Annotated in this window: 20 protein-coding genes; 14 read left to right on the top strand and 6 right to left on the bottom strand. The window is 67.5% G+C overall.

All coding sequences use genetic code 11. The features are described from left to right. Nucleotides 1–103 precede the first annotated feature (103 nt). From B161_RS0114830 to B161_RS0114815, 4 genes are read left to right on the top strand one after another with little or no spacing between them, the layout of a single operon-like run. On the top strand, nucleotides 104–1246 hold the full coding sequence (locus B161_RS0114830; RefSeq protein ID WP_018634231.1) for a hypothetical protein: 1143 nt from the start codon (nucleotides 104–106) through the stop codon (nucleotides 1244–1246). 45 nt (nucleotides 1247–1291) lie between these two features. Continuing rightward, nucleotides 1292–2878 (top strand): radical SAM/SPASM domain-containing protein, encoded by a 1587-nt coding sequence (locus tag B161_RS0114825; RefSeq protein WP_018634230.1) that lies wholly within the window; start codon nucleotides 1292–1294, stop codon nucleotides 2876–2878. Then, the gene (locus B161_RS0114820) at nucleotides 2868–4079 is read left to right on the top strand and encodes an aKG-HExxH-type peptide beta-hydroxylase (protein WP_018634229.1); all 1212 of its coding nucleotides are present in this window, start codon (nucleotides 2868–2870) and stop codon (nucleotides 4077–4079) included. The genes B161_RS0114825 and B161_RS0114820 overlap by 11 nt, the downstream gene beginning before the upstream one ends. A gap of 2 nt (nucleotides 4080–4081) precedes the next feature. Continuing rightward, nucleotides 4082–5410: a tetratricopeptide repeat protein gene (locus B161_RS0114815; RefSeq protein WP_051085778.1), complete on the top strand. Its 1329-nt coding sequence runs from the start codon at nucleotides 4082–4084 to the stop codon at nucleotides 5408–5410. A gap of 10 nt (nucleotides 5411–5420) precedes the next feature. Here B161_RS0114815 and B161_RS18260 read toward each other — a convergent pair whose 3' ends face one another. After that, nucleotides 5421–6179, bottom strand: a complete 759-nt coding sequence (locus B161_RS18260) for an alpha/beta fold hydrolase (RefSeq protein WP_018634227.1) — start codon at nucleotides 6177–6179, stop codon at nucleotides 5421–5423. Between the two features lie 317 nt (nucleotides 6180–6496). On the opposite strand from B161_RS18260, the gene B161_RS0114800 reads away from it, so the two are divergent. Both B161_RS0114800 and B161_RS0114795 read left to right on the top strand, forming a co-directional pair. Further along, the gene (locus B161_RS0114800; RefSeq protein WP_018634225.1) at nucleotides 6497–7351 is read left to right on the top strand and encodes a hypothetical protein; all 855 of its coding nucleotides are present in this window, start codon (nucleotides 6497–6499) and stop codon (nucleotides 7349–7351) included. A 67-nt stretch (nucleotides 7352–7418) separates the two neighbouring features. Continuing rightward, a complete protein-coding gene (locus tag B161_RS0114795) occupies nucleotides 7419–8810 on the top strand; it encodes a substrate-binding domain-containing protein (RefSeq protein WP_018634224.1) in 1392 nt (463 codons plus the stop codon). 13 nt (nucleotides 8811–8823) lie between these two features. Here B161_RS0114795 and B161_RS0114790 read toward each other — a convergent pair whose 3' ends face one another. Beyond that, on the bottom strand, nucleotides 8824–9735 hold the full coding sequence (locus tag B161_RS0114790) for a hydrogen peroxide-inducible genes activator (RefSeq protein WP_026310466.1): 912 nt from the start codon (nucleotides 9733–9735) through the stop codon (nucleotides 8824–8826). Between the two features lie 137 nt (nucleotides 9736–9872). On the opposite strand from B161_RS0114790, the gene katG reads away from it, so the two are divergent. Beyond that, a complete protein-coding gene (gene katG / locus B161_RS0114785) occupies nucleotides 9873–12050 on the top strand; it encodes a catalase/peroxidase HPI (RefSeq protein WP_018634222.1) in 2178 nt (725 codons plus the stop codon). Between the two features lie 56 nt (nucleotides 12051–12106). Here the strand turns inward: katG and B161_RS0114780 are convergent, their stop codons facing one another. Then, nucleotides 12107–12511, bottom strand: coding sequence for a ketosteroid isomerase-related protein (locus B161_RS0114780; protein WP_018634221.1), 405 nt, complete (start codon nucleotides 12509–12511; stop codon nucleotides 12107–12109). A 72-nt stretch (nucleotides 12512–12583) separates the two neighbouring features. Between B161_RS0114780 and B161_RS0114775 the strand changes: the two genes are divergently transcribed. The 3 genes from B161_RS0114775 to B161_RS0114765 all read left to right on the top strand — a co-directional run bounded on the left by B161_RS0114775 (nucleotide 12584) and on the right by B161_RS0114765 (nucleotide 16367). After that, nucleotides 12584–13183: an N-acetyltransferase gene (locus tag B161_RS0114775; RefSeq protein ID WP_018634220.1), complete on the top strand. Its 600-nt coding sequence runs from the start codon at nucleotides 12584–12586 to the stop codon at nucleotides 13181–13183. After that, nucleotides 13183–14052, top strand: a complete 870-nt coding sequence (locus B161_RS0114770) for a carbon-nitrogen hydrolase family protein (RefSeq protein ID WP_018634219.1) — start codon at nucleotides 13183–13185, stop codon at nucleotides 14050–14052. The genes B161_RS0114775 and B161_RS0114770 overlap by 1 nt, the downstream gene beginning before the upstream one ends. A 149-nt stretch (nucleotides 14053–14201) precedes the next feature. Continuing rightward, nucleotides 14202–16367 carry an esterase-like activity of phytase family protein gene (locus B161_RS0114765; RefSeq protein ID WP_018634218.1) on the top strand — a complete coding sequence of 722 codons (2166 nt, stop codon included), beginning with the start codon at nucleotides 14202–14204 and terminating at the stop codon, nucleotides 16365–16367. Nucleotides 16368–16457: 90 nt separating this feature from the next. Here the strand turns inward: B161_RS0114765 and B161_RS0114760 are convergent, their stop codons facing one another. Then, on the bottom strand, nucleotides 16458–16985 hold the full coding sequence (locus B161_RS0114760; RefSeq protein WP_018634217.1) for a TIGR00645 family protein: 528 nt from the start codon (nucleotides 16983–16985) through the stop codon (nucleotides 16458–16460). A gap of 87 nt (nucleotides 16986–17072) precedes the next feature. Then, complete coding sequence (locus B161_RS0114755) at nucleotides 17073–18503, bottom strand: cobyric acid synthase (protein WP_083923001.1); 1431 nt, start codon at nucleotides 18501–18503, stop codon at nucleotides 17073–17075. 531 nt (nucleotides 18504–19034) lie between these two features. Here B161_RS0114755 and B161_RS0114750 point away from each other — a divergent pair. From B161_RS0114750 to B161_RS0114735, 4 genes are read left to right on the top strand one after another with little or no spacing between them, the layout of a single operon-like run. After that, entirely contained in the window at nucleotides 19035–19961 is a 927-nt protein-coding gene (locus B161_RS0114750; protein ID WP_018634215.1) for a LysR family transcriptional regulator, read from the top strand. A 32-nt stretch (nucleotides 19962–19993) separates the two neighbouring features. Next, nucleotides 19994–20824 (top strand): molybdate ABC transporter substrate-binding protein, encoded by an 831-nt coding sequence (gene modA, locus B161_RS0114745; protein WP_018634214.1) that lies wholly within the window; start codon nucleotides 19994–19996, stop codon nucleotides 20822–20824. Continuing rightward, nucleotides 20821–21498 carry a molybdate ABC transporter permease subunit gene (modB, locus tag B161_RS0114740; RefSeq protein ID WP_018634213.1) on the top strand — a complete coding sequence of 226 codons (678 nt, stop codon included), beginning with the start codon at nucleotides 20821–20823 and terminating at the stop codon, nucleotides 21496–21498. The genes modA and modB overlap by 4 nt, the downstream gene beginning before the upstream one ends. Beyond that, complete coding sequence (locus tag B161_RS0114735) at nucleotides 21498–22676, top strand: molybdenum ABC transporter ATP-binding protein (RefSeq protein ID WP_018634212.1); 1179 nt, start codon at nucleotides 21498–21500, stop codon at nucleotides 22674–22676. The genes modB and B161_RS0114735 overlap by 1 nt, the downstream gene beginning before the upstream one ends. A gap of 93 nt (nucleotides 22677–22769) precedes the next feature. Here B161_RS0114735 and B161_RS0114730 read toward each other — a convergent pair whose 3' ends face one another. Then, nucleotides 22770–24152, bottom strand: a complete 1383-nt coding sequence (locus B161_RS0114730) for a GntP family permease (RefSeq protein ID WP_018634211.1) — start codon at nucleotides 24150–24152, stop codon at nucleotides 22770–22772. Nucleotides 24153–24273 lie beyond the last annotated feature (121 nt).

Here is a 24273-nt window from a genome sequence, read left to right as displayed (position 1 = left end):
GGACACGCCAATTTCAACCAGCAGATCAATCCGCAGGTCAATCCGGGCCTGATCCTCAGGCGCTGAAGCGTCCGGCCGGGCTCCCGGCGGAAGGAGGCCGTTCATGATCGACTCCTCCCGAAGCGCCGCCCGGCGGCGCGAGATCCTCGCGGATCTGCTGACCCGCCTTCGGGCCTATCGGACGGATCCGGCGGCCCGAAGACGGATCCTCGTCGAGCCTTGCGCCGCCTTCGGGCTGGCCGAAGGCGCGGCCTCTCCGCCGCTCGTCGCCGAGGACGGCAGGCGCGCGCCGCCTGAGGCCTTCGGCGAGGCGATCACCGGCGCCCTGCTCTTCGGAGAAGAAGGCGCAGGATCGGGCCCCGCGCCGCCGCCTCCCCTTGAAGCCCGGCTGACGGCCCTCGGGCTGCGTCCGGCGGCCCTGCTCCATGGGCCGGAGCCGCTGCTCGCCGCCTGGCTGCGCTGGGCCGAGGCTCATGGGCTTTGGGGCCTGCTCTCGGCGCTGGAATGGCGCAAGGCGGAGGACGAAGGCAAAGGCGGCTACAGCAATCTCGCCCCCGCGCCGACGCCCGCCCGTCCCGGCTCCGGCGCGATGCGCAGCCTGCTCATCGCTCCCGATAAGAACCGCGCTCTGCTCGGCTGGATGGCCGTGGCTCTGGGTTGGGATTCCGTCGTGGGCGAGGTTCTCGGCTTTCCGCCCTGCTGCCAAGCCTTCTTCACCGAGAACTGGCCCAAAGCCGTCGCCGAGCGTCAGGGCGACCTCGCGCCTCTGGTTCTGGAGGCGAGCCGCGCCGCCGGACTCTCCGGCCCCTATGATTGGCGGCTGAACCTCTTCGCCCGCTATTTCGGCGCCGAGATCCTGAGCCATTTTCCTTGCCGCTTCGATTGCGCCGCTTCTCTGACTCAGGCGCGGCGGCTGGAGGCGGGGATTCGCCTCATTGATCCCGACCTCGCGGCCCGGACTCAAAGCCTGATGCGCGGTCTGGTCCTTTATTCGGAGACCGGCGGCGTGGCTCTGGCGCCGGGCGGAGGATTCCGCGCCTCAGGACTCGAAGCGCCGCAAGGCTGGCTCTGCTCCGATCCGCAAGGGCCTCTCGGGCGAGCCTTGGCCTCGGGCGCCGCGCCGGAGCCTCTGCCCGAAGGCCGGGCGCGCCTCGCCGGAACGGATCTCGCCTTGCTCCTCGCCGATTTCAGCGCCGACGGATTCGCCATCGACGCAGAGACTCGGGAAACCGTCGCGACTCCATGATGCGCGGCCCTTCGCGGGCCTCGCCTTCGCCTCAGGAGACCGAACATGCGTTATTACGGCTCCGCCGCCCTTGAAAGAGAGGAAGCGGCCGATCTGCCGATCCGCTTCGGCAAGAGCTACGCCCCGCAAGGCGCCGTGACCCTCTCGCGCGAGGTTTTGGTCTCCTCCGCCGCGACGAGCCTCGTCGAGACGGCTTGGGGGCCTTTGGCGGCGGCGCCCGACTCGGGCTCATGGGCCTTCCTCAGCAGCCGCGAGGCCGAACGTCTGAGCGGCCTGCGCGAGGGGCGGTCTTTCGGCGCCTTCGCCGACGACTGGCCCGCCGAATCCTTGGGCGGGCCGGAGGAATTCATCAGTCTGCTGTTCCGGCGCGGCCTCGTCACGCTGAACGGCGCGACGGCGGCCGATCCGACGCTTTTCGACGATTCCCCCAATATCGAGAACGAGGGCCGGCTGATCGAGCTGCTGCTCTCGGAGAAATGCAATCTCGGTTGTTTATATTGTCTGGCGGGGGCGCGTCCCGGCCAGCCGCATATGAGCCGAGAGACGGCCTTCCTCGCCGTGGACGCCGCTTACGCCGTCGACGACGCGCGCGGCCTGACCTTCGAATATTCCGGCGGAGAGGCCTTTCTCCGCTGGGAGCTGATGCAGGAGCTGACCGCCTATATCCGCGCCCATCCCGAAAGGCGCGGACGCCCGGTCAACATCTGCGTCCAGACCAACGGCACGCTCTTCACGCCGGAGCGCATCGAATGGCTGCGCGCCAATCAGGTGACCGTGGGGCTCTCGCTGGACGGCGATCCCGAATCCCATAACGTCAGCCGTCCGCAGGTGAACGGCGGGGAATCCTTCTCCAAGGTCATGCGCGGCGTGGACATGCTCCAGCGGGCGGGGGTGCCTTTCGGGGCTCTGGTGGTGCTGAACCGCGCCAACGCCGGAGCCCCGCGCAAGCTTCTGGATTTCCTCACGCAGAACGGAATCGGCAGCGTGAAGGTCAATCCCATCGCCTTCCTCGGAGACGCCCGCCAGAAATGGGACTCCATGGGGATGGAGCAGGCCGAGATCGTCGCATGGTTCAAGGAGTTCCTCGCCCTGCTCGTGCGGCGCGACGCCGATCTCGTCGAGAGCAACGCCATCGACATGACGCGCCATCTCGTCAGCAAGCGCCGTCAGAGCCGCTGCATGCGCGGCCATTGCGGCGCGGGCGAAAGCTTCGTGGCGGTGGGCGCCGACGGCTCGTTGTATCCCTGCGGCCGCGCCACGCAATCGCCGGGGCTGAAGCTCGGGAACATCCGCGACGCCCGCCGCATCGACGATCCGGGCCGCGAGAATCCGCATATCGTCGCCATCCGCGAGCGCCGTCCGCAGGATTACGACGATTGCCGCGTCTGCCCCTATCGCGCCTTTTGTCAGGCGGGATGTCCGGCGCAATCCTATGAGCGCTATGGCACGGTGCGCCATAAGACGCCGGAATGCGCCTTCTTCAAATCCATGTATCCGCATCTCATGGGCTGGCTGGCGCATGACGCGGCGGCCATGGGCCATATGAACCGCCGCTTCTTCGCGCCGAGCGGAACGCCGCTCGCGCTGACCTCCCGCGCCCTCCTGCCGGAGCTTCAGCATCATGCCGCGTGACCTCGCCGAAGCCCTGCGGCTGGGAGAAGCCGACCGCCTCGCGCTTCTGGGCGATCTCGAAGGCGTGGTCTTTCCCGGCCCGGCGGGCGGGATCTGCGATTTCGCCGCCCGTCTCGGCGATCTGGCGCGCGCCGCCAGAGCTCGCCGCCGAATCGCCGCCGCCGGGCTCTGCGCCGAAGGCTGGACCCGCCGCGCGCTCGGGACTCTGACCGCCTGGCTCGATTATCTCCCGCCCGAAGACCTCGCCGCCGCCTTCGCTCCGGCGACCGCCGCCAAGGCCTTGAGCCGACCCATCGGCGCCCCGGAGCAGGAGATAGGGCTCGCGCGGTTTCTGATCGGGGCTCCGGGCTGCGCGGGCTTTCGTCTGGCTTTGCCCGCCGCCGCCTTCGGGGATCAGGGCTGGCTCTATCTGCCTCACGTCAATTTGCTGGTCGGATCGGCGGGGGGAACGGTCCTCCTCGCCGATGAAGAGGGCGAAATCCGCCTCTTCTGGACCGACGGCGCGGAGGCCGCCCTCCCCCGCTCCGGACTGGAGCAGGAGGCGGCCATCCTCCCGGACCGGCTCCACGCCCTGCCGAGGGCGGGCGGCTGGCCTTTGCTGAATTTCGCGCCCGAAGCCGCCTTGCTGGACAACCCCGTCCCGCTGCTGGCGGATCCGACGGCTTCTTTGCCGATCCTCGCGCAGGGGCGGAGCCTGCTCGCGGAGGCTTGGCCCATGGCCGCCCGCGCCGCCGAACGGGCCTTTCACGCGCTTTTCGTCTTCGAGCTTCTGCCGGGCGGCGGGACGTCGAGCGTCAGCCGGGGCGATTTTCAAGGCGCCTTCGCGGCTTCTCTGCGCGATCCGGTTCAGGTGGCGGATCTCCTCAGCCATGAGGGCGCCCATACGCGCATCGCGCCCGTCTATGCGCTCGATCCCCTGCTGGCCAACGACGCCGAACGCGTCCATCCCTCGCCATGGCGCAGCGACCCGCGCCCGCTGAGCGGCGTGATGAACGGCGTCCACGCCTTCGTCAACGTCTGCGAGTTTTATCGGCGTCTGATGATCGCCCGGCCCGATTTCGCGGCGGGCGTCGCGCCGATCCGCGACCATGAGGCGGAGCGCGTGCGTCAGGCTTGGGCCTATCTGCGCGGGCAGGCCCGCCCGACGCAGGTCGGCGAAATCTTTCTGACGAAGCTCGGCGCGGCGGCGGAGGCGCTCTGATCATGAAGGACGAAGCTCGACCGACGATGCTGAACCCCGACGCCCGCGCGGCCCTCGCGGCCTCCGACGAGCGCTTGCAGGCTCTGGCGGCGGATCTGGAGCGGATCGGATTCGTGGGGATCGGGGCTCCGGCCCTCGCGCCCGCGCTCCACGCCGAATTGCTGGAGGAGGCCCGCCTCCAACGCGCCGCCGCATGGGAGAACGCCGCCACGGCGGATTTCGACCAACAGCTCATGCGCGCCGAACTCGGCCCCTTGGGGGCGGCCTTCCTGAGGACCATCGGCGAGCCCTTTCTCTCGGCGCTGATGGGCGAGGCTCTGGAGGTCAGCCGGGAAAGCACCTGCTACACCTATTACGACGCGGCGGAATCGCGGCTTGGGGTGCATCTCGACCGCAAGGAGTCCTGCGCCTGCACTCTGATCCTCTATCTGGAGGCTTCCCATCCGCCCGCCGCCGAACCGAGCCGGGGTCTGAGCCTCGAAGTCTTCGCGCCTGGCCATGCGCCCGGAGACGCCCCCGTCCATGTCATCCCCACCGAGACCAACGGCCTCGCCATAGGCCGCGGCTCGGAGGTTCCGCATGGGCGTCCGAATCTGGCGGCGGGCGAGCGGGTGATCGCGCTGACGGCCTGTTTCCACCGGGCCGAGGCCGCCGCCCGGGCTCAGGCGGCGGCCGCCGAGGAGGCTTTGCTCTCCGAGGGGCTGGAGGCTTGGGCGCAAGGCGATCTCGCCACGGCCTCCGCGCGGCTTCAGGCTCTGGCGGAGCGCGCCCCCATGAGCGCGGCTTTGGCGGCGGGCTTCGGGCGGATCTCATGGAGCGCCGGAGATTTCGACGGCGCCCGCGCGGGCTTCAAGGCGGCGGCGGATCTCGAAGGCGACGATCCTTCCCATTGGTCCAACATCGGCCTCGCGCATCGCGATCTGAAGGCGCCGGATCAGGCTTTCGCGAGCTTCCGCGCCGCCCTGACTCTGAATCCGCATTTCGCTCCGGCGCTGAACGAATGGGCCAACACCTTGCAGGATCAGGGCGACTACGCCGCCGCGCTGAAGCTTTACGAGCGCTCGCTCGCGGAGGATTCCAGCCGGGCGGTGACGCATCATAATCTCGGGGTCTGCTGGAGCCGGCTCGGCCATGACCAGCTCGCCGCCGAATCCTGGCTGACCGCGCTCAGGCTGGATCCCGGCTACGCCCATGCGCTGGAGGAATTGGGCGATCTCTACGCCCGTTACGGCGATCTCGCGCAGGCGCAGGGCTATCTGGCGCGGGCGGGCACGCCGCGCGCCGCCGACATCTGGACGCGCCATGGCGGAAGCCTCGGCGCGCCGTCTTGACCCTGAGGGCTCACAGGCGGGCGGCGAAATCCCGGAAGGCTTTCACGAAGGCCTCCGGCTCCTCCAGATGGGGCGCATGGCCGGAATGCTCGAAGCGGGCCGGATGGGCGTCGGGCGCCCTCTCGACCAGCCATTCCGAGGTCTCCGGCGCATAAAGCCTGCTGCGGGCGCCATAGGCCACCAGCCAAGGCAGAGAGATCCGGGGAACCAGATCGCGCATGTCCATGGCGAGCATCTCCTCCCAATAGGGCAAGATGAGCCGCGGATCATTCGCAAAGACTTGCCGGACGGCCTCCTCGCGGCTCATGTCCGGCCCGCCCTCGCGCTCGGCGAAGGTGACGCGGGCGATTTTTTGTCCGGCGGCGGGCCAGTCCTCGCGCATCTCCTCCAGCCCCCGGCGCAGACGCTCCGGCGTCTGATCCCGGAGCCCTAAAGGCCAGTCCGGCCCGAGCTTCGGCCCCATGTCGATGGTGACGAGCCCCGCCAGATCTCCCGGCCCTCGCCGCTCCAGCAGACGCCAGACCGCCGCCGCGCCCATCGACCAACCGAGGAGAATCGCGCCCGGACCCGCCGCCGCGATCTCGCGGGCGGCGAGCTCGACGCAGGCGTCGAGGGTGGCGGGCTGCGCGCGTTCTGCGCCATGGCCCGGCAGATCCGGCGCGCGGCAGGCGAAATCCGGCCCGAGCCGGGCGATGAGCCGATCAAAGCTCGCGCCGCTCATCGTCCAGCCGTGGAGCAGAACGACCGGCCTTGGTTTGACGCCCTTCATGATCCTCATCCCCTCCCCGGCCCCTCCCCCGGCGCGCCGTTTCGCCCCAGATGAGGCGCGCTTGCGGATTCTGTCAATCCGGAGAGACCAGCCCCGGAGACATCGATTCGGCCTGCGGATCGCGCTGAGAATCCCGCTTCGGCGCCGCGCCGCGCTTTTGGACGTGAGCGGATTGTTTAATCCTTTCAAAATCTTCATTTCGAGGCTTCGCCCTCTGGCGCGGACTTATCCTTAATGATAGGTTTACGCCGTGCGGCTCCTGAGCCAGACGGCGAGCGGATGGGGCGGAGGCGCCGCAAGCAGAGGAGAAGATCGCCATGCATCTGATCGGGCGGATGATTCTTCTCGGCGCCTTCGCGGCTTCGGCGGCGCCCTCCCCGGCGCGGGCCCAGCCGGAGGACATCGCGCCGCCCGCCGCAGATTGCGTCGAGCGTTTCGAGGTCCGGCGCACGCGCCCCGGCGCCGCCGACGTGCGCATCTCCTCCTCCTGCCGCGCCGAGGGGGAGGTGGCGGAGTTCTCCATCGGAGATTACGTCTTCCTCGCCCCTTTCGACGCTCTGGGGCAAGCGCAGGCCGCTCTGCCTTTGCTCGGACGCCTGACGCTCCTCAACTGGAGCGACGACGAAGGGCGTCCGCGCGCCGAATTGCTGGATTTCCCCGATTTCGAAGGCGCCCTTCAGATCGCTCTGATCTGGGAGGGCGAGGCGGATCTCGATCTTCTGCTCGCGGAGGCCCCCGGCCCCTTCCCCGGCGAGCGGATCGGCCGCCTGACGGCCAACGTCACGCCCCGCCGCCCCAATCTCGACGAGCCGGGCCTAGAGGCTAAGGAAGGCTACGGGCGGCTCGCGCTCTCCAGCGCGGGCGGCGCGGAGGGGCATCACGCCGAGGTCTATGTCCTTGAGGCGGCGCGCAACCCTGTGCGGCGCGGCCTGAGGACGCGCGGACGGCTCGAGCCCCGCGTCGAGATCTCCCTTGAAGACGCCGCCAAAGAAGCCGCCTGCCGCGCTCTGGCGCAGGGGGCGGCGCGGGTTCACTTCACCTTGCATGTCAACGCCTATGGCGCGAGCCGGGTCGAGCGTCAGGCGCTCGGCGAGACGGCTTGCGATCCGCAGACGCCCCGGGAGCGTCGGCTGATGCGGACGGACGTCGTCGATTTCGGCGCCGGGAGATGAAACGCGCATGCGAGGATCGGATTCGCAGTCGAAAACGCGGAGTCGCGCGGCGCTCAGGGGAGATCCTATGCGGAAAATCACGGCGATCGCGCTGAGTTGCGCTTTATGCGGACCCGCCGCCGAGGCGCAAACCCGCGAGGCCGCTCAGGAGGCGCCCCGGACGCTGCTGCGCTTCTCCGGCTCCAACGCCATGGGCGCGCGGCTTCTGCCGGAGCTTGGGCGGGCCTTTCTCGAAAACTCGGGCCACGCCGAAGTTCTGCGGCGGCAGGGCGCCACGCCGGAGGATCTGACCCTCTCCGCCGTCTCGCCGGAGGATGAGGAGGTGGAGATCCGCGTCTCCGCCCATGGCTCGGCTTCGGGCTTCCGGGCGCTGCGGCGGAACGCGGCGGATTTCGCCATGTCCTCACGTCCGGCGAAGCCCGCCGAAGCGGAGGGCGGGCTCGTCGCCCATGTCCTCGCGCTGGACGGCGTGACGGTGGTGGTCCATCCCGATAATCCGGTCCATGCGCTGTCCTTCGCCCAGCTGCGGGATCTCTTCTCGGGCCGCGTCGCCGATTGGAGCCGCATCGATCCGGCCTTCAAAGGGCCGGTCCGTCTGCTCGTCCGCGACGGGGATTCCGGCTCCGCCGATCTCTTCAGGAATTTCGTCATGGAGGGCGGCGCCTTCGCCCGAGGCGCCGAAGCCTTCGCCTCCAACGCCGATCTGGCCGCGGCGGCGGCGAGCGATCCTTTGGCGCTTGGGTTTCTGGGCGGGCCTCCGGGGGCGGCCAAGCCGCTCGCTCTGGCGCAGGATTGCGGGCTCGTCTCCGCGCCGGAGCCCTTCGCGCTGAAGACCGGAGAATATCCGCTCGCGCGGCGGCTGACGCTGCTGCGGAAGTCCGGCGCGGCCTCCGAAGCGGCGCAGGATTTCGCCGCCTTCACGCTCTCGGAGGCGGCGCGTCCGGCTCTGGCGGCGGCGGAGCTGACCGATCTGGAGGTGGTCGCCAGTCCGCGCGGCTATGGCGACGAGGCCATCCGGCGCACTTTGCTGCTGGCCGACAAGGAGGACGTCGGCCTCGCCGACATGCAGGACTTCGCCCGCTTCGCCGCCGATCCCGAAGCGCGGCGGCTCAGCGTGACCTTCCGCTTCACCTTCGGCGGCTCGGAGCTGGATGAAAACGCCGCAAGGGACGTCGAGCGTCTGGCGGCCTATTGGAAGGCGCTGAAGCAGGAGCAGCCCCGCCGCAAACTGGCGGCTCTGGGCTTCACCGACAGCCTCGGCGTGCATGCGGACAACCGCTGGCTGGCGCGGGACCGGGCGCGGGCGGTGGCGGCGCGGCTGGCCGAGGCGGGGGTGAAGACGGATCTGGTCGTCGGCTGGGGCGAGATCGCGCCGGTGGCCTGCGACTGGAAGGGCCGGGGCGGCGTGGACGAGGCCGGTCAGAGCCGCAATCGCCGGGTGGAGATCTGGATCTACTGACGCGGCCGCGGATTCAGACCGGCTCCCGGAAGGCGGAGGCCGCCGCGCCGGTCTGCCGGATGATCTCGGCGATCTGCGCCAGACGCCCCGCCAGAGGATCGCTTTTGCGCCAGACCATGCCGATGCTCCGCGTGGGCCTCGGCTCCGGCAGGCGCGTCAGAGAGACGGAGGCCGAACGCGCCTCGACGGCGGCGGCCATTTCGGGAATCAGCGTCACGCCGATTCCCGCTCCGACCATCCGCACCAGAGTCGAGAGGGAGCTCCCTTCCATCAATTCGCGCGGAGAAGCCGAAAGCTCGCAGAAAGACAAAGCCTGATCGCGGAAGCAATGCCCCTCCTCCAGCAGCAGGAGCCGCATCCCGCGCAGAGCCTCGGGATTGGGCGGCGGCTTCCCGGCGTCCTCCGGCGGGCGCACGAGGAGAAACTCCTCCTCGAAGAGCGGAGTCTCGGTCAGGGCGGGTTCGGAGATCGGCAGAGCGACGACCGCCGCGTCGAGCCGCGCCTCCAGAAGATCGCCGATGAGCTTTTGCGTCACGGCCTCGCGGGGCCTCAGATCAAGCTCAGGGCTGCGCCGGGTCAGTTCGGTCACGATCTGCGGCAGAAGATAAGGCGCGACCGTAGGGATGATTCCGATCCTCAGCCGCCCGACGAGCGGATTTTGCGCCGCCCGCGCGAGACCCTCCATCTCCTCCGCCGCGCGCAGAATCTCGCGCGCCCTGAGCGCCACCGCCTCGCCGAGAGGCGTCAGACGAATCCGCCGCGCCCCGCGCTCCGCCAGAGGCGCCCCGAGCAGCTCCTCCATCTCTTTGATCTGGGCCGAGAGGGCCGGCTGCGAGACGGCGCAGTCTTCGGCGGCGCGGCCGAAATGCCCGAGCCGCGCCAGAGCCTCGAAATAACGCAAATGCCGCATGGAGAGCTTCGTCATAAGCTGAGGTTATCGCAACCTTCAGAAAATGCAATTAGGCGTTATGGGACGTCTCTGTTACCGATGGCCTTACGAAGCTTCGGGCGGGGGGAGGATCTCCCCGGCGACCCGAGTCACGCAAGCCTTTGGAGGGAAACATGGGCGCTGACGACGCGAAGACCGCCGGCAAATGTCCGGTGATGCACGGCGGCAATACGGAGATCGGCAAATCGGTGATGGATTGGTGGCCCAACGCCCTCAATCTCGACATCCTGAGCCAGCATGACCGCAAGACCAATCCGCTGGACGAGGGCTTCAGCTATCGCGAAGCGGTGAAGGGCCTCGATTTCGAGGCGCTCAAGGCCGATCTGCGCGCTCTGATGACCGACAGCAAGGACTGGTGGCCCGCCGATTGGGGCAGCTACGTCGGCATGATGGCCCGCGTGAGCTGGCACGCCGCGGGCTCCTATCGCACGACCGACGGCCGCGGCGGCGTCAATACGGGCAATCAGCGCTTCGCGCCGCTGAACTCCTGGCCGGACAACGTCAACACCGACAAAGGCCGCCGTCTGCTCTGGCCGATCAAGAAGAAATACGGCGACAAGATCTCCTGGGCCGACCTCATCGCGCTGGCCGGAACCATCGCCTATGAAGTCTCGGGTCTGAAGACCTACGGCTTCGCCTTCGGCCGCGAAGACATCTGGCACCCCGAGAAAGACACCTATTGGGGCGCTGAAAAGGAATGGCTCGCCCCCTCCGACGGCCGTTACGGCGACGTGAGCAAGCCCGAGACGCTGGAGAATCCTCTGGCGGCGGTTCAGATGGGTCTGATCTACGTCAATCCCGAGGGCGTCAACGGCAAGTCCGATCCTCAGGCCACCGCCAATCAGATGCGCGAGACCTTCGCCCGCATGGGCATGGACGACGAGGAGACCGTGGCGCTCACGGCGGGCGGCCACACCCTCGGCAAGAGCCACGGCAACGGCAGCGCCTCGAATCTGAGCCCCGATCCCGAGACCGCCGGACCCGAATATCAGGGCCTCGGCTGGATGAACACCAAGGGCCGCGGCGTGGGCCGCGACACCGTGGTCTCCGGCATCGAAGGCGCCTGGACCACCGAGCCCACCAAATGGGACGGCGGCTTCTTCAAGATGCTGTTCGGCCATGAATGGACTCTGACGCGCAGCCCCGCCGGAGCCACGCAATGGGCGCCGATCTCCATCGCCGAAGCCGATAAGCCGGTCGACGTGGAGGATCCTTCGATCCGCCTGAATCCTCTGATGACCGACGCCGACATGGCGCTGAAGGTGGATCCGGCCTATCGCGAGATCTCGCTGCGCTTCATGAACGACTTCGATCTCTTCTCGAAGACCTTCGCCCGCGCCTGGTTCAAGCTGACCCATCGCGACATGGGTCCGCGCTCGCGCTACATCGGCCCGGACGCCCCGACCGAGGATCTGGTCTGGCAGGATCCGATTCCGGCTGGTCCGACCGGATACGACGTCGCCGCCCTCAAGGCGAAGATCGCCGCGAGCGGCCTCTCCGACGCCGATCTGATCGCCACGGCCTGGGACAGCGCCCGCACCTATCGCGGCTCGGACATGCGCGGCGGCGCCAATGGCGCGCGCATTCGTCTCGCGCCTCTGAAGGATTGGGAGGGCAACGAGCCGGAGCGTCTGGCGCGGGTTCTCGCGGTTCTGGAGCCCCTCGCCCAGGCGAGCGGCGCGAGCCTCGCGGACGCGATCGTGCTGGGCGGCGGTTTGGGCGTCGAGCGCGCGGCCAAGGCGGCGGGCTTCGCTGCGACGGTTCCCTTCTCCCCCGGTCGCGGCGACGCCTCGGCGGAGCAGACCGACGTCGAGTCCTTCGCGGTTCTGGAGCCGATCCACGACGGCTATCGCAATTGGGTGAAGCGGGATTACGTCGTCTCGCCCGAAGAGCTGATGCTCGACCGCACGCAGCTCATGGGCCTGACCGCCCCGGAGATGACCGTCCTCGTCGGCGGCATGCGCGTTCTGGGCGTGAATCACGGCGGCGCGAAGCATGGCGTCTTCACCGACCGCGTGGGCGCTCTGACGCCCGACTTCTTCGTCAACCTCACGGACATGGCGAATAAGTGGGTTCCGGTCGAGAACGGGCTCTATGAGATCCGCGACCGCAAGACCGGCGCCGTGAAATGGACCGCCACCCGCGTGGATCTGGTCTTCGGCTCGAACTCCATTCTGCGGGCCTACGCCGAGGTCTATGCTCAGGACGACCATAAGGAGAAGTTCGTCCGCGACTTCGTGGCGGCCTGGACCAAGGTCATGAACGCCGACCGCTTCGATCTGCGCGCCTGACGTTTCTTCGTCTGAATCGACAGGGCGGGCGGCTTCCGGGCCGCCCGCCTTGGCTTTCAGGCCGCCGAGACCATCGCGATCCAGTCGTTGAGGTTGTAATAATTGGTGATGCGGGCCACCTTGCCGTCCCGGATCTCAAAGAAGGCGCCGGCGGGCAGCACGTATTTTTGCCCCTTGGCCTCCGGCAAGCCTTCGTCGGTGGCGACATACTCCCCGTTGACGACGAATTCCGCCGCGCCGCGCGCGCCATCGGCGCTGCCGAAAATGACCATATCCGTGAGGGTCTCCCGATAAGAGCGGCTCATCTTGGCGACGAAGGCGCGGAAAGCCGCTTTGCCGATCTCGCGGCCGCCTTGATTCACGTCATGGATCACGTCTTCGGTCAGAAGATCGAGGAAGCCCTCGACGTCTCCACGATTGAAGGCGTCGTAGTAAGATTGGATGACTGCTGCGGCGTTCATGATCTTCGCTTTCCGGTTTGCGGGTTGAAGAGGCTCTTTGCTAGTCTCTAGCGCAGGATGGAAGCTGGCGAAATGGATGACGGCGTGAGGATCGAGACCTTTCAGGGACAGGCGGCCGAGCCTTATTTCGAGGATCTGGCGCGGCTGCGCATCAAGGTCTTCCGGGCCTTCCCCTATCTTTATGAAGGCGATCTCGCTTACGAACGCAAATACGTCTCCACCTACGCCCGTTCGCCGCAGAGCCTTTTCGTGCTGGCTCTCGACGGCGAAAAGGCGGTCGGCGCCTCGACGGCCATGCCCATGCGCGAGGAGACGGAGGAATTTCAGCGCCCCTTCCGCGCGGCGGGCTGGAACGTCGAGCGCATCTTCTATTACGGCGAATCCGTGCTTTTGCCGGAATATCGCGGAGGCGGAATCGGGGTGCGCTTCTTCGAGGAGCGCGAAGGCTTCGCCCGCCGCTCCGGGGCTTATGATTTCTGCTGCTTCAGCGCCGTCGAGCGCCCGCAGGACCATCCTTTGCGCCCCGCCGATTATCAGCCTCTGGACGCCTTCTGGCGCAAGCGCGGCTATGTCCATCGCCCGGAGTTGCGGACGGAATTCTCATGGCGCGACCTCGGCGAGGCGGAGGAGAGCCTCAAGCCGATGTCCTATTGGCTGAAGGACCTCCGCTGATGGTGAAATTCGCCGCCTGCCAATACGCCATCGAGCTCTTCGAGGATTGGGACTCCTACGCCGTCCATCTGGAGGGCCTCGCGCGCGAGGCCGCCGAGGCGGGCGCGGAATTGCTGCTGCTGCCCGAATACGCCGCCATGACTCTGACGGGGCTTCTGCCCGAGCCGCAGCGCGGCGATCTGCATGGCTCCATGGCCGGGATGCAGCCGCTGATCCCGCGCTGGCTGGCGCTCTGCGAGGGGATCGCGCGGCGGCATGGGGTTTGGTTCTGTCCCGGCTCGGCGCCGGTGCTGGACCCGGACGGGCTTTACCGCAACCGGGCTTTCCTCTTCGGGCCGGGCGGGCTGCTGGGCTGGCAGGATAAGCTCATCATGACCCGCTTCGAGCGCGAGCAATGGAAGGTCGCGGCGGGCAAGGAGGGCCTGCGGATCTTCGAAACGCCGCTCGGCGTTTTGGGGATCCTCATCTGCTACGACAATGAATTCCCCATGCTGGCGCGGCGTCTGGCGGAGATGGGCGCGGATCTCATCCTCGCGCCGAGCTGCACCGACACGGAGGCCGGGGCGCATCGCGTGCGGATCGGGGCTCAGGCGCGGGCGCTGGAGAATCAAACGGCGGTTCTGGTCTCCTCGACGGCGGGACGGGCGCTCTGGTCGCCTTCGGTGGATGAGAATTTCGGCCGCGCCGCGCTTTACGTCCCGGCGGATTACGGCATGTCGCCGAACGGCGTCCACGCCGAAAGCCCGGAGATCTTCACCAGTAAGAGCCTCTGGCTTCAGGGCGAGATCGACCTCGCGCAGGTGCGCCGCCTCCGCCGCGAGGGACAGGTGGCGCTGTTTCGCGACTGGCCGGAGCAATTCCACGTCTGACGTCTTCGAAACGTCATGAAAGCTTCGCGCTTTCGTCGCCGCTCTCCGCCACAAGGCCCGCATGTTTATGGTCGCGTTTTCACGACGCGGAGCTCAAGCGGCTTCGCTGGAGAACGCTCCGGGGAATCTCTACCTGAGGGGAAAGCGGGATGCGCGTTCATCTGCTCTGTCTGACCTCCGTGCTGGCGCTCTGCGCCGGAGCGGCCGCCGCCGAGACCAATTTCAACCGCGTCGCCAGCTTCGCCACGAGCCTCAATATGGCCGAGGGCGAAGACCGCGCCCGCGAGACCTCGGCGGAGATCATCGCCGTCTCGGCGGATGGGAACACGCTGATCTACACCGACGGCCCCCTTGGCGTGGCCGGGCTGGTCGACATCACGGATCCCGCCGCGCCGAAAGCGCTCGGCAATGTGGACGTGGGCGGCGATCCGACCTCGGTCGGCGTGCTGGGTCAGATCGCTTTCGTGGCGGCCAACACCTCCGAGAATTATATCGAGACCTCCGGCCATCTGGTCGCCATCGACCTCGCGAGCCGCAAGGAGATCGCGCGCTGCGACCTCGGCGGCCAGCCGGACAGCGTCGCCATAGCTCCGGACGGAAGCTTCCTCGCGGTCGCCATCGAGAATGAGCGCGACGAGGATCTGGGCGACGGCCGCGTGGGCCAAATGCCCGCCGGCTATCTCTACCTCGCCGAGATCAAGAACGGCGTGGTCGATTGCGCCTCGGGCCGCCAGATCGACATGACCGGCCTCGCCGAAATCTCGCCGGAAGATCCTGAGCCGGAATTCGTGGACATCAACGCCCTCGGCGAAACGGTGGTCACGCTTCAGGAGAACAACCATATCGCCGTCGTGGGCCGCGACGGCGCGATCCTCAGCCATTTTTCGGCGGGCGCCGTGGATCTGACCGAGATCGACGCCACCGACGAAGGCGCGCTGATCTTCACCGAGAGCCAGCCGGGCCGCAAACGCGAGCCGGATTCGGTCAAATGGATCGACGACGAGCATTTCGCCACCGCCAATGAAGGCGATATGGACGGCGGCTCGCGCGGCTGGACCATCTTCCATAAAAGCGGCGAAGTGGTCTTTGAATCCGGCGCGAGCTTCGAGCACGCCCTGATCGCCCTCGGCCATTACCCGGATAAGCGCTCCGACGCCAAGGGCGTGGAGCCGGAATCCGTGGCCTTCGCCCGTTACGGCGATCAGCCGCTGCTCTTCATCGGCTCCGAGCGCGGTTCGGCGGTCGGCGTCTATGACGTGACCGACCTGAAGAACCCGGTTCTGTTGCAGGTTCTGCCTTCGGGCGTCGGGCCGGAAGGCTACGCGACCATCCCGGCGCGCAATCTGCTGGTCTCCGCCAATGAGACCGACCTTGGCGAAGACGGCGCCGCCCGCGCCCATGTCATGATCTACCAGCGTGCGGAAGGCCCGGCGCGCTATCCCTACCTCACCGCGGAAGGCGCCGAAGAGCGCATCGGCTGGGCGGCGCTTTCGGGCCTCGCCGCCGATCCCGAGGCTCCGGGCCGCCTCTATGCGGTCAACGACAGCTTCTTCAAGGCTCAGCCGACGATCTACGCCATCGACGCGACCCAGACCCCGGCCCGCATCACCTCGGCGCTGCGCGTGACCCGCGGCGGCGCTCCGGCGCTCGGCCTCGACATGGAGGGCGTGACCCTCGCCCGCGAAGGCGGCTTCTGGATCGCCAATGAAGGCGATCTCGACAAGAACGTCCCCCATGCGCTTTACCGCGTGGACGCCTCCGGCGAGATCGTCGAGGAGGTCGCCTTCCCGACCGAATTGACCAATCACGCCAAGCGCTTCGGCGCCGAGGGGATCACGTGGGTCGGGGACCGCCTCTGGATCGCCATTCAGCGCGAATGGGGCGATGATCCGAAAGGCTTCGTGAAGCTGGTCTCCTATGATCCGGCGACCAAGGAATGGGGCGCGGTGCGCTATCCTCTGGCGGCGCCGACCTCCGGCTGGGTGGGGCTCTCCGAGATCGCGACCCGCGGCGACTACGTTTATCTGCTGGAGCGCGACAACCTCATCGGCGACAAGGCCGCGACCAAGGTCGTCACCCGCGTTCCGGTCTCCGAGCTGAACCCGGCGCCTCTGGGCGGCGAGCTTCCGGTGGTCTCCCGCGAGGTGGTCCGCGATCTGCTCCCGGATCTGCTCTCGAACGGCGGCTATGTGCTGGATAAGGTCGAGGGCCTGACCTTCGACGCCGAGGGAACCGCCTGGATCGTCACCGACAACGACGGCGTGGACGACAGCTCCGGCGAGACCATGCTGATCCGCGTGACGGATCTGCCCTGATCCCCCTCCCGGCGCGCGGCCCCCTCCCCGCGCCGGAGTCGACGACAGGCGGAGCCTCCCCCGGCTCCGCCTGTTTCTGTTCGGGTCCGTTCAATCCTCGTCGGATTTCTTCGGTTTTTTCAAGGTCTTCGCGTGGTTGGCGATCCAGTCCATAGCGGCCAGCAAAACGCCCGAAGCCACGAAGACCAGATGAATGACCACCATCCAGCGGATATGTTCGGGGGTGTATTTATTCACGTCCATGAAGACCTTGAGCAGATGAATGCCCGAAATCGCCACGATGGAGGCCACGAGCTTCAGCTTCAGCCCGGAGAAATCGACTTCGCCCTGCCATTCGGGGCGATCCTCATGGCCGTTGATGTCCAACCGGCTGACGAAATTCTCATAGCCCGAGAAGATCACGATCAGCAGCAGATTCGCCCCGAGGCTGAGGTCGATCAGAGCCAGAGCGCCCAGAATCGCGTCGTTCACCGTCATGGCGGGGATGATCATGGCGAAGCGGACAAGCTCCATGATGAACATCCAGACGAGGATGGCCAGCGCGACGACCAGCCCCAGATACATCGGGGCCATCAGCCAGCGGCTGGCGAAAAGAATGCGTTCGATCTGACGTTCCATGGTTTCTCCTGAGGCGGCGGACGCCGGAGCTATATAGAACGCGCGCCTCGCCCGACATCCCCCCTCAGCCGGATTTCCGAAGCGACTTTAGTCGGCCAGAGCCAGAAGCCCCTCCACGTCGAGATGCGCCTCCAGATGGGCGGCGAGTTCGTCGAGAACCGCCTCGACTCCGGCGGAATAGCCGAGCCCCCCCGCCTGCGCCCCCAAGCTCGCCAGATAGGCCGCCCGAAAGGCGTCTTCGGCGAAAAGCCCATGGAGATAAGATCCCGTCGTCAGCCCATCCGCCGAAACCGCGCCCTCCGGCTCGCCCCCGAGATAGGCGAAGGGCCGCGCGCGGTCGGGGCCTTGGGTGCGGCCGATGTGGATTTCATAGCCCGAGACCTTCAATCCGCTCGCCGCGTGCAGCGCCTCGACGCGGGTCAGGCGCTTGTCCGGCGCCATGACGGTCTCCACCTCAAGCAGCCCGAGGCCCGGCGTCTCGCCCGGCTCGCCCTCCAGCCCTTCGGGGTCGGCCACGCTGCGTCCGAGCATCTGATAGCCGCCGCAAAGCCCGAGAATCCGCCCTCCGCGCCGGTGATGGGCCAATAAATCCACGTCCCAGCCCTGCGCCCGCAGAAAGGCGAGGTCGCCGCGCGTGGATTTCGTCCCCGGAATGATCGCCAAGGCCGCGTCTCCGGGCAGAGGCTGGCCGGGGCGGATCATCTCCAGACGGATCGCGGGCTCGATCTTCAGCGGGTCGAGATCGTCGAAATTGGCGATGCGCGAGAGGCAAAGACAGGCGATCTTCACCGGACCCGAGCCCGAAGGCGCGAGATCCAGCGCGTCCTCCGCCGGAAGCCGCGCCGCGCCCGCGAACCATGGAACCACCCCGAAGCCCCGCCAGCCCGTGCGCCGCGCGATCAGGTCATATCCGTCGTCGAAGAGGCGCGGATCGCCGCGAAAGCGGTTGACGAGGAAGCCCCGGATCATGGCGGCGTCTTCAGGGTCAAGCACGGCCTGAGTCCCGATGATCTGGGCGATGACTCCGCCGCGGTCGATGTCGCCCGCCAGCACCACGGGAACCGCCGCCGCCCGCGCGAAGCCCATATTGGCGATGTCGTTTTTGCGGAGATTGACCTCCGCCGGGCTGCCCGCCCCCTCGACGATCACCAGATCCGCGCGGGATTTCAGCCGGGCGAAGCTCTCCAGAACCGCGCCCGTCAGCCGGGGCTTGAGCGCGCCGTAATCCCGCGCCCGCGCCGAGGCGAAGACCTTCCCCTGCACCACGATTTGCGCCCCGACGTCGGTTTGCGGCTTGAGCAGCACCGGATTCATGTCCACGGAGGGCTCGACGCCGCAGGCCAGCGCCTGCAAAGCCTGAGCCCGGCCGATCTCGCCGCCCTCGGCGGTCACGGCGGCGTTGTTGGACATGTTCTGCGGCTTGAAGGGCAGAACCCGCAAGCCCCTCAGCCGCGCCGCCCGGCAGAGCCCCGCCACGAGCAGGGATTTCCCCACATTCGAGCCCGTCCCCTGAATCATCAAGGCGCGGGTCAAAACGCGCCTCCCGGTCGAGCCTCGACCCCCTCGCGGATGGGGCGCTTCGCCATGCTCTTCATCATGCGGCTTTCCAAACTGGGGCGTCGACCGCAGCCGGTCGACGGAGCCCTCTAGGATCTTAGGCGCGCCGGATCAATTCCTCATCTCAAGAAACCGACGGGAAGCGCGCCGAGGCCGCGCCTCAATCCGCGCGGAGACCGGGATTTCCGAAGCGCCCGCCCTTCATAGGCGGAATCAATCGATAAATAAGACCAATCAATAAGATTGAACCTTTCCGCCAGATGCCGCAGTGAAAGGCGAGGCTTGAAGAAAATCGCGTCGATTTTCTCGGGGAACGATAGGAATCGCCTATGTCCAATGCGCTGGATCTGCGGGAAGCGCGGTTGACGCGGAGGCCTCGCGCGAGGCTGCTCCATGCTCGCCTCCTGCGCCCATGACCGGGCCCGCGCGTCCGGAGGCTCTGGAGCCGCGCGGCGGCGCCTCGCCGGGATTCCGGCGCAGGAAGGCGGGCCTATGCTCATCCGGCATCTGAAATTCTTCATCGTCCTCGCCGAGGAAAAGCATTTCGGACGCGCCGCCGAGGCCTGCGGCGTCACGCAGCCGACGCTCTCGCAGGCGATCCGCAAGCTTGAGGAGGATCTCAATCTCGCGCTGGTCATCCGGGGGCACCGCTTCACGGCGCTCACGCCGGAGGGCGAGAAGCTGCTCCGTTGGGGGCGGCGGATCCTCGCGGACCACGACAGCCTCCATGAGGATCTGAGAGGCGCCCAAGGCGGCCTGACCGGAGATCTGCGCCTCGGCGTGATCCCCGCCGCCATGCCGATGGTCTCGCTGATCTCCGAGCGTTTCGCGCGCCGCCATCCTCTGGCCGGGATTGAAATCCGCTCCATGTCCTTTCAGGCTTTGCGCCGGGCTCTGGAGATCTTCGAGATCGACGGCGGCGTCACCTATCTCGACGAAGCCTCGCAGGAGGGCCTGCAAGGCTTTCCGCTTTATCGCGAGCGCTATCTCTTCGCCTGCCGCGCCGGGCATCCTCTGGCGGCGCGCGAGATCGTCGATTGGGCCGAGGCCGCCGCGCAGCCCCTCTGCCTCTTGCGCGAGGAGATGAAGCATCGCCGCATCCTCGACGAGGCGGCGGCGGATTTCGGCGTCAGCCTGAGGCCGAAGATCACCTGCAACAGCTTTCTCGGGGTGGCGTCGCATCTGCGCGCCGGACCTTGGTGCGCCATCGTCCCGCAGGCCTTCCGCTTCGTCTTCGGCGAGGTCGGGGGTCTGGCGCTGCTGGAGATGCCCGAAGCGCCGCGCCGCCACATGGTCGGGCTGGTCCTCGCCGAGCGCGCGCCGCAAACGCCGATGGCCGCCGCTCTGCAAGCCTGCGTCGAGGAGGCGGATTTCGAAAGCCGCCTTGAGACGCTCCCGCCTCAGAAAGCCGCCGAATGAATAAGCCCACGCCTTTTTCAAGGAGTCTCGCGATGAAATTCGCTCCTCTTCTGGCCGCCGCTCTGGTCGGCCTGCCCATCTTCGCCCAATCCGCCTTCGCTCAGGAGGCGCCGCGCCCCGCGCCCGTGGAGGTCGCTCCGGCGACGCTCACCGTGGCCGTGGCCGCCAATTTCAAAGGCGCCATGGAGGTTCTCGCGGAGGATTTCCATAAGGAGACCGGACATACCGTGGTCCCGGCCTTCGGCGCCAGCGGCGGCCTGACCACCCAGATCCGCGAGGGTGCGCCCTTCGACGCCTTCCTCTCCGCCGACGACGAGCGCCCGGAGCTGCTCGAAAAGGAGGGCCTCGGCGTGGTCGGCACGCGCTTCACCTACGCCATCGGCACGCTCGCGCTCTGGACGCCCCGCGAGAAGGTCGAGCTTGGGGCGGAGGGGCTGAAGAACGCGCGTCTGGTCTCCATCGCCAATCCCAAAACCGCGCCCTATGGCGCCGCCGCCATGGAGGTCATCGAGAATCTCGGCCTGACCGCCGATCTCGAAGGCAAGATCGCCCAAGGCGGCAGCATCGGCGAGGCCTTCGCCTCGACGGCCAGCGGCGCGGCGGATATGGGCTTCATCGCGCTCTCGCAGATCAAGGAAGGCAAATTCGTCGATCAGGGGAGCCTCTGGCTGCCTCCGGCGGAGATCTACGCGCCGATCCGTCAGGACGCGATCCTCATCAAGGACACCCCCGCCGGACGCGAATTCGTCGAATATCTGCGCGGCGCTCCGAGCGCTCACGCCATCATCGAGCGCTTCGGCTATGAGCTGGCCGAAGAGCCCGCCCTTCAGGAGCCCGAGCTCGAGCTTGAACCCGCGCAATGAGCGCGAGCGACTGGAGCGCCGTCTGGCTGACGGCGCGGCTCGCGGCGCTGACGACTCTGATCCTGCTGATGGTCGCCACGCCTTTGGCCTGGCGGCTCTCGCGGGCGAGGGGCCGCTGGCGCGCGCCGGTGGAGGCGCTGGTGGCTTTGCCGCTGGTGCTGCCGCCGACGGCGCTCGGGTTTTATCTGCTGCTGCTGATGAGCCCTAACAGCATGTTCGGCGGCTGGTGGCTGGAGCGCACGGGCGGGACTCTCGCCTTCTCCTTTCACGGGCTTTTGCTGGCCTCGCTGGTCTATAGCCTGCCCTTCGCGGTGCAGCCGCTGCAAAACGCCTTCGAGGCGGTGGGGCGCGGGCCTATGGAGGCGGCTTCCTCGCTGCGCGCCCGCCCGCTCGACGCCTTCCTCACCGTGGCCGCGCCCATGGCCGGACGCGGATACGCCACGGCGGGGGCTCTGGTCTTCGCCCATTGCCTCGGAGAATTCGGGGTGCTGCTCATGGTGGGCGGGAATATTCCGGGGCGCACGCGGGTCATCTCCATGGCGCTTTTCGAGCATGTGGAGAGCCTCGACTACGCCGCGGCCCATCGTCTCGCGGGAGGGCTTTTGCTGGTCTCCTTCTGCATTCTCCTGACGGTGGCTCTGCTCAACGGGCGCTTTCGCAGCATGAGGGCCTGATGCGGCTGGATCTCGATCTGACTCTGACCCGCCCAAGCTTTCGGCTGGCGGCGCAAGGGAGCTTCGCGCTTTCGGGCGTGACGACGCTCTTCGGGCCGAGCGGCTCGGGGAAGACGACGCTTTTGCGGCTCATCGCGGGCTTCGAGCCCGAAGCGCGGGGCTCTCTGAAGCTCGACGGCGAGGAATGGCTAGGGCGTCCGCCCTACGCCTTGCCGGTGGGCTACGTCTTTCAGGACGCAAGGCTTTTCCCGCATCTCAGCGTGGAGCGGAACCTCCTTTACGCTTGGCGGCGGGCGCCCGGAGCGTTTTCCAGCGAAGCCGGAACGGCTTCGCGTCGTGAAAACGCGACCAAACAAAAGCCCGGGATCTTCGGAAGATTCAGCCTGACAGGAAGGCGCTCCCAAGACGGCTCGCCCATCGCTTATGAGGAGGTGGTCGCGCGGATGGATCTCGGGCCTTTGCTCAAGCGCCGCCCCGAAACCCTCTCCGGCGGCGAGCGCCAGCGCGTCGCCATAGGCCGCGCTTTGCTGACCCGCCCCCGGCTGATGCTCATGGACGAGCCGCTTTCCGCCCTCGACCGGGCGCGCAAGGCGGCGATTCTGCCGCTGATCGCCGATCTGCCGCGCCGCTTCGGAATCCCCGTGATCTACGTCACCCACGCCGTGGAGGAGGCCCTCAGACTTTCCGAAGGGCTGATCCTCATGCGCGACGGGAAGATCTTCGATTCCGGCCCGCCTCTGGAGGTCTTCGCGCGGGTCCCGCCCGCTGCTCTGGGGCCGGAGGTGGAGTCCGGCGCCGCTCTGGAGGGCCGGGCGGCGGGCTATGATGCGGAATATCAGATTCTCGACGTGGATTTAGGCGGCGCGCGGCTGCGGGTGCCCGTCGAGGCCGCCCCGCCCCTCGGCGCGCGCCTGAGGCTGAGGATCGCCGCCGCCGACGTGGCTCTGGCCCGCCGGGCGCCGGAAGAGATCTCGATCCGCAACGCTCTGCCCGTGCGGCTGGAGGCTCTGGAGGCGGAGGAAGGCCCCTTCCTCGAAGCGAGGCTGACGCTGGAGGGCGGCGGCCTCCTCCGCGCCCGCCTGACGCGGCTCGCGGCGGCGGAGATGGCGCTCAAAGAGGGCGAAGAGCTCTTCGCCCTCGTCAAAGCGGCGGCGCTGGACTCCATGGAGGGGCCTTAGAGCGCTTGGAGTTCAAGCGCTCTCGGATTTCATCCTGTCGCGCAATTCCTCCGAAAAATCTTGCGGATTCTTCGGACTGCGCTCTGACGCCCCTCAGATCACATAGCCGCCGACCAGCACCACCACGGCCGTCGCCAGAACCGGCACGAGCAGAGCCGCGACGAAGATGTCGAGATAAGACTGCTTATGGGTCAGGCCGCAGATGGCCAGCAGCGTGATCACCGCGCCGTTATGCGGCAGAGTGTCGAAGCCGCCCGAGGACATGGCCGCCACGCGATGCATCAATTCGGGGCTGACGCCCGTCGCCTCGGCCATGGCGTTCAGATGTCCGCCGAGGGTCTGCAAGGCGATGGAGAGTCCGCCGGAGGCCGAGCCGGTGATTCCCGCCAGCACGTTGGTCGCCACCGCCACCGAAACCAGAGGATTATTCGGCGAGACGTTCATCACCGCGTCGCGCACCAGAGCGAAGGCGGGCAAAGAGGCGATGGTCGCGCCGTAGCCGACTTCCGAGGCGGTGTTGAAGATCGGCAGAAGCGAACCCATGGTTCCCGCATTGAGGCTCTCGCGCAGAGTCTTCAGCCGCGCCCAGTTCAGGGCGATCAGCAGGACGATGGAGAGCGTCAGAGCCGAAATGATCGCCCAGACGCCCCGCACGGAATCGATGGTCGTCGAGCCGTAAGCGGGCTCCGCGAGGAAGCTGGAATCCAGCCGGGGCAGCAGGACGTAGGTGAAGAGCGCGTTCAGCGCGATCACCGAAAAAGCGGGCGTCAGAGCGATGAGCACGCCCGGCGGGTTTTCGTGAATCACCACGGATTCCGCCGAACTCGGCGGATGATCGCCATAGCCCTCGCCGCGGGCGGCGGCCTGAGCGGCTCGCCAGCGCAGCCAGGCCATGCCTCCGAGGAACATGACCGCGCCGCCCAGAATTCCCGCCAGAGGCGCCGCGAAAGGCGTCGTGCCGAAATAGGGGGTCGGAATGGCGTTTTGAATCGCGGGCGAGCCCGGCAGCGCGGTCATGGTGAAGGTGAAGGCGCCGAGGGCGATGGTCGCGGGGATCAGGCGTTTGGGAATCCCGGCCTTGCGGAAAAGCTCCGCCGCGATGGGATAGACCGCGAAGGCCACCACGAAAAGCGACACGCCGCCATAGGTCAGAGCCGCGCAGCTCAGCACCACCGCGAGAATCGCGTTTTGCGCCCCGAGCTTCGCCACGATCCATTCCGCGATGGCCCGCGCCGAACCGCTGTCGGCCATGAGCTTGCCGAAGATCGCCCCGAGCATGAAGAGCGGAAAGAAGGTCGCGACGTAATCGCCGAGCGCCTTCATGAAGATCTGGGTGTAAGTCCCTAAAATCGGCAGGCCGCCGCTGAACAGAACCGCCAGAAGCGCCAGAAGAGGCGCCAGAATCAGGACGTTCACGCCCCGATAGGCGAGATACATCAAAAGGCCCAAAGATAAGACGACGCCCAGAAGACCCATGGCTCCGCAAGCTCCCTTTCGCAGATGAAGATCTCCGCGAAAGCCGCGCAGGCCGCGCCCCGAAATCCTCAGCACAAGGAAAATCAGAGCGCGCCGCAGGCGTCTTCGCAGATGCGGGAAT

Origin of the sequence: Neomegalonema perideroedes DSM 15528, from assembly GCF_000374145.1 — a bacterium.
Classification (GTDB): Bacteria; Pseudomonadota; Alphaproteobacteria; order Rhodobacterales; family Rhodobacteraceae; genus Neomegalonema; species Neomegalonema perideroedes.
The sequence above is the reverse complement of the archived record's forward strand: the minus strand, read 5'-3'. Positions and strand labels throughout refer to the sequence as shown.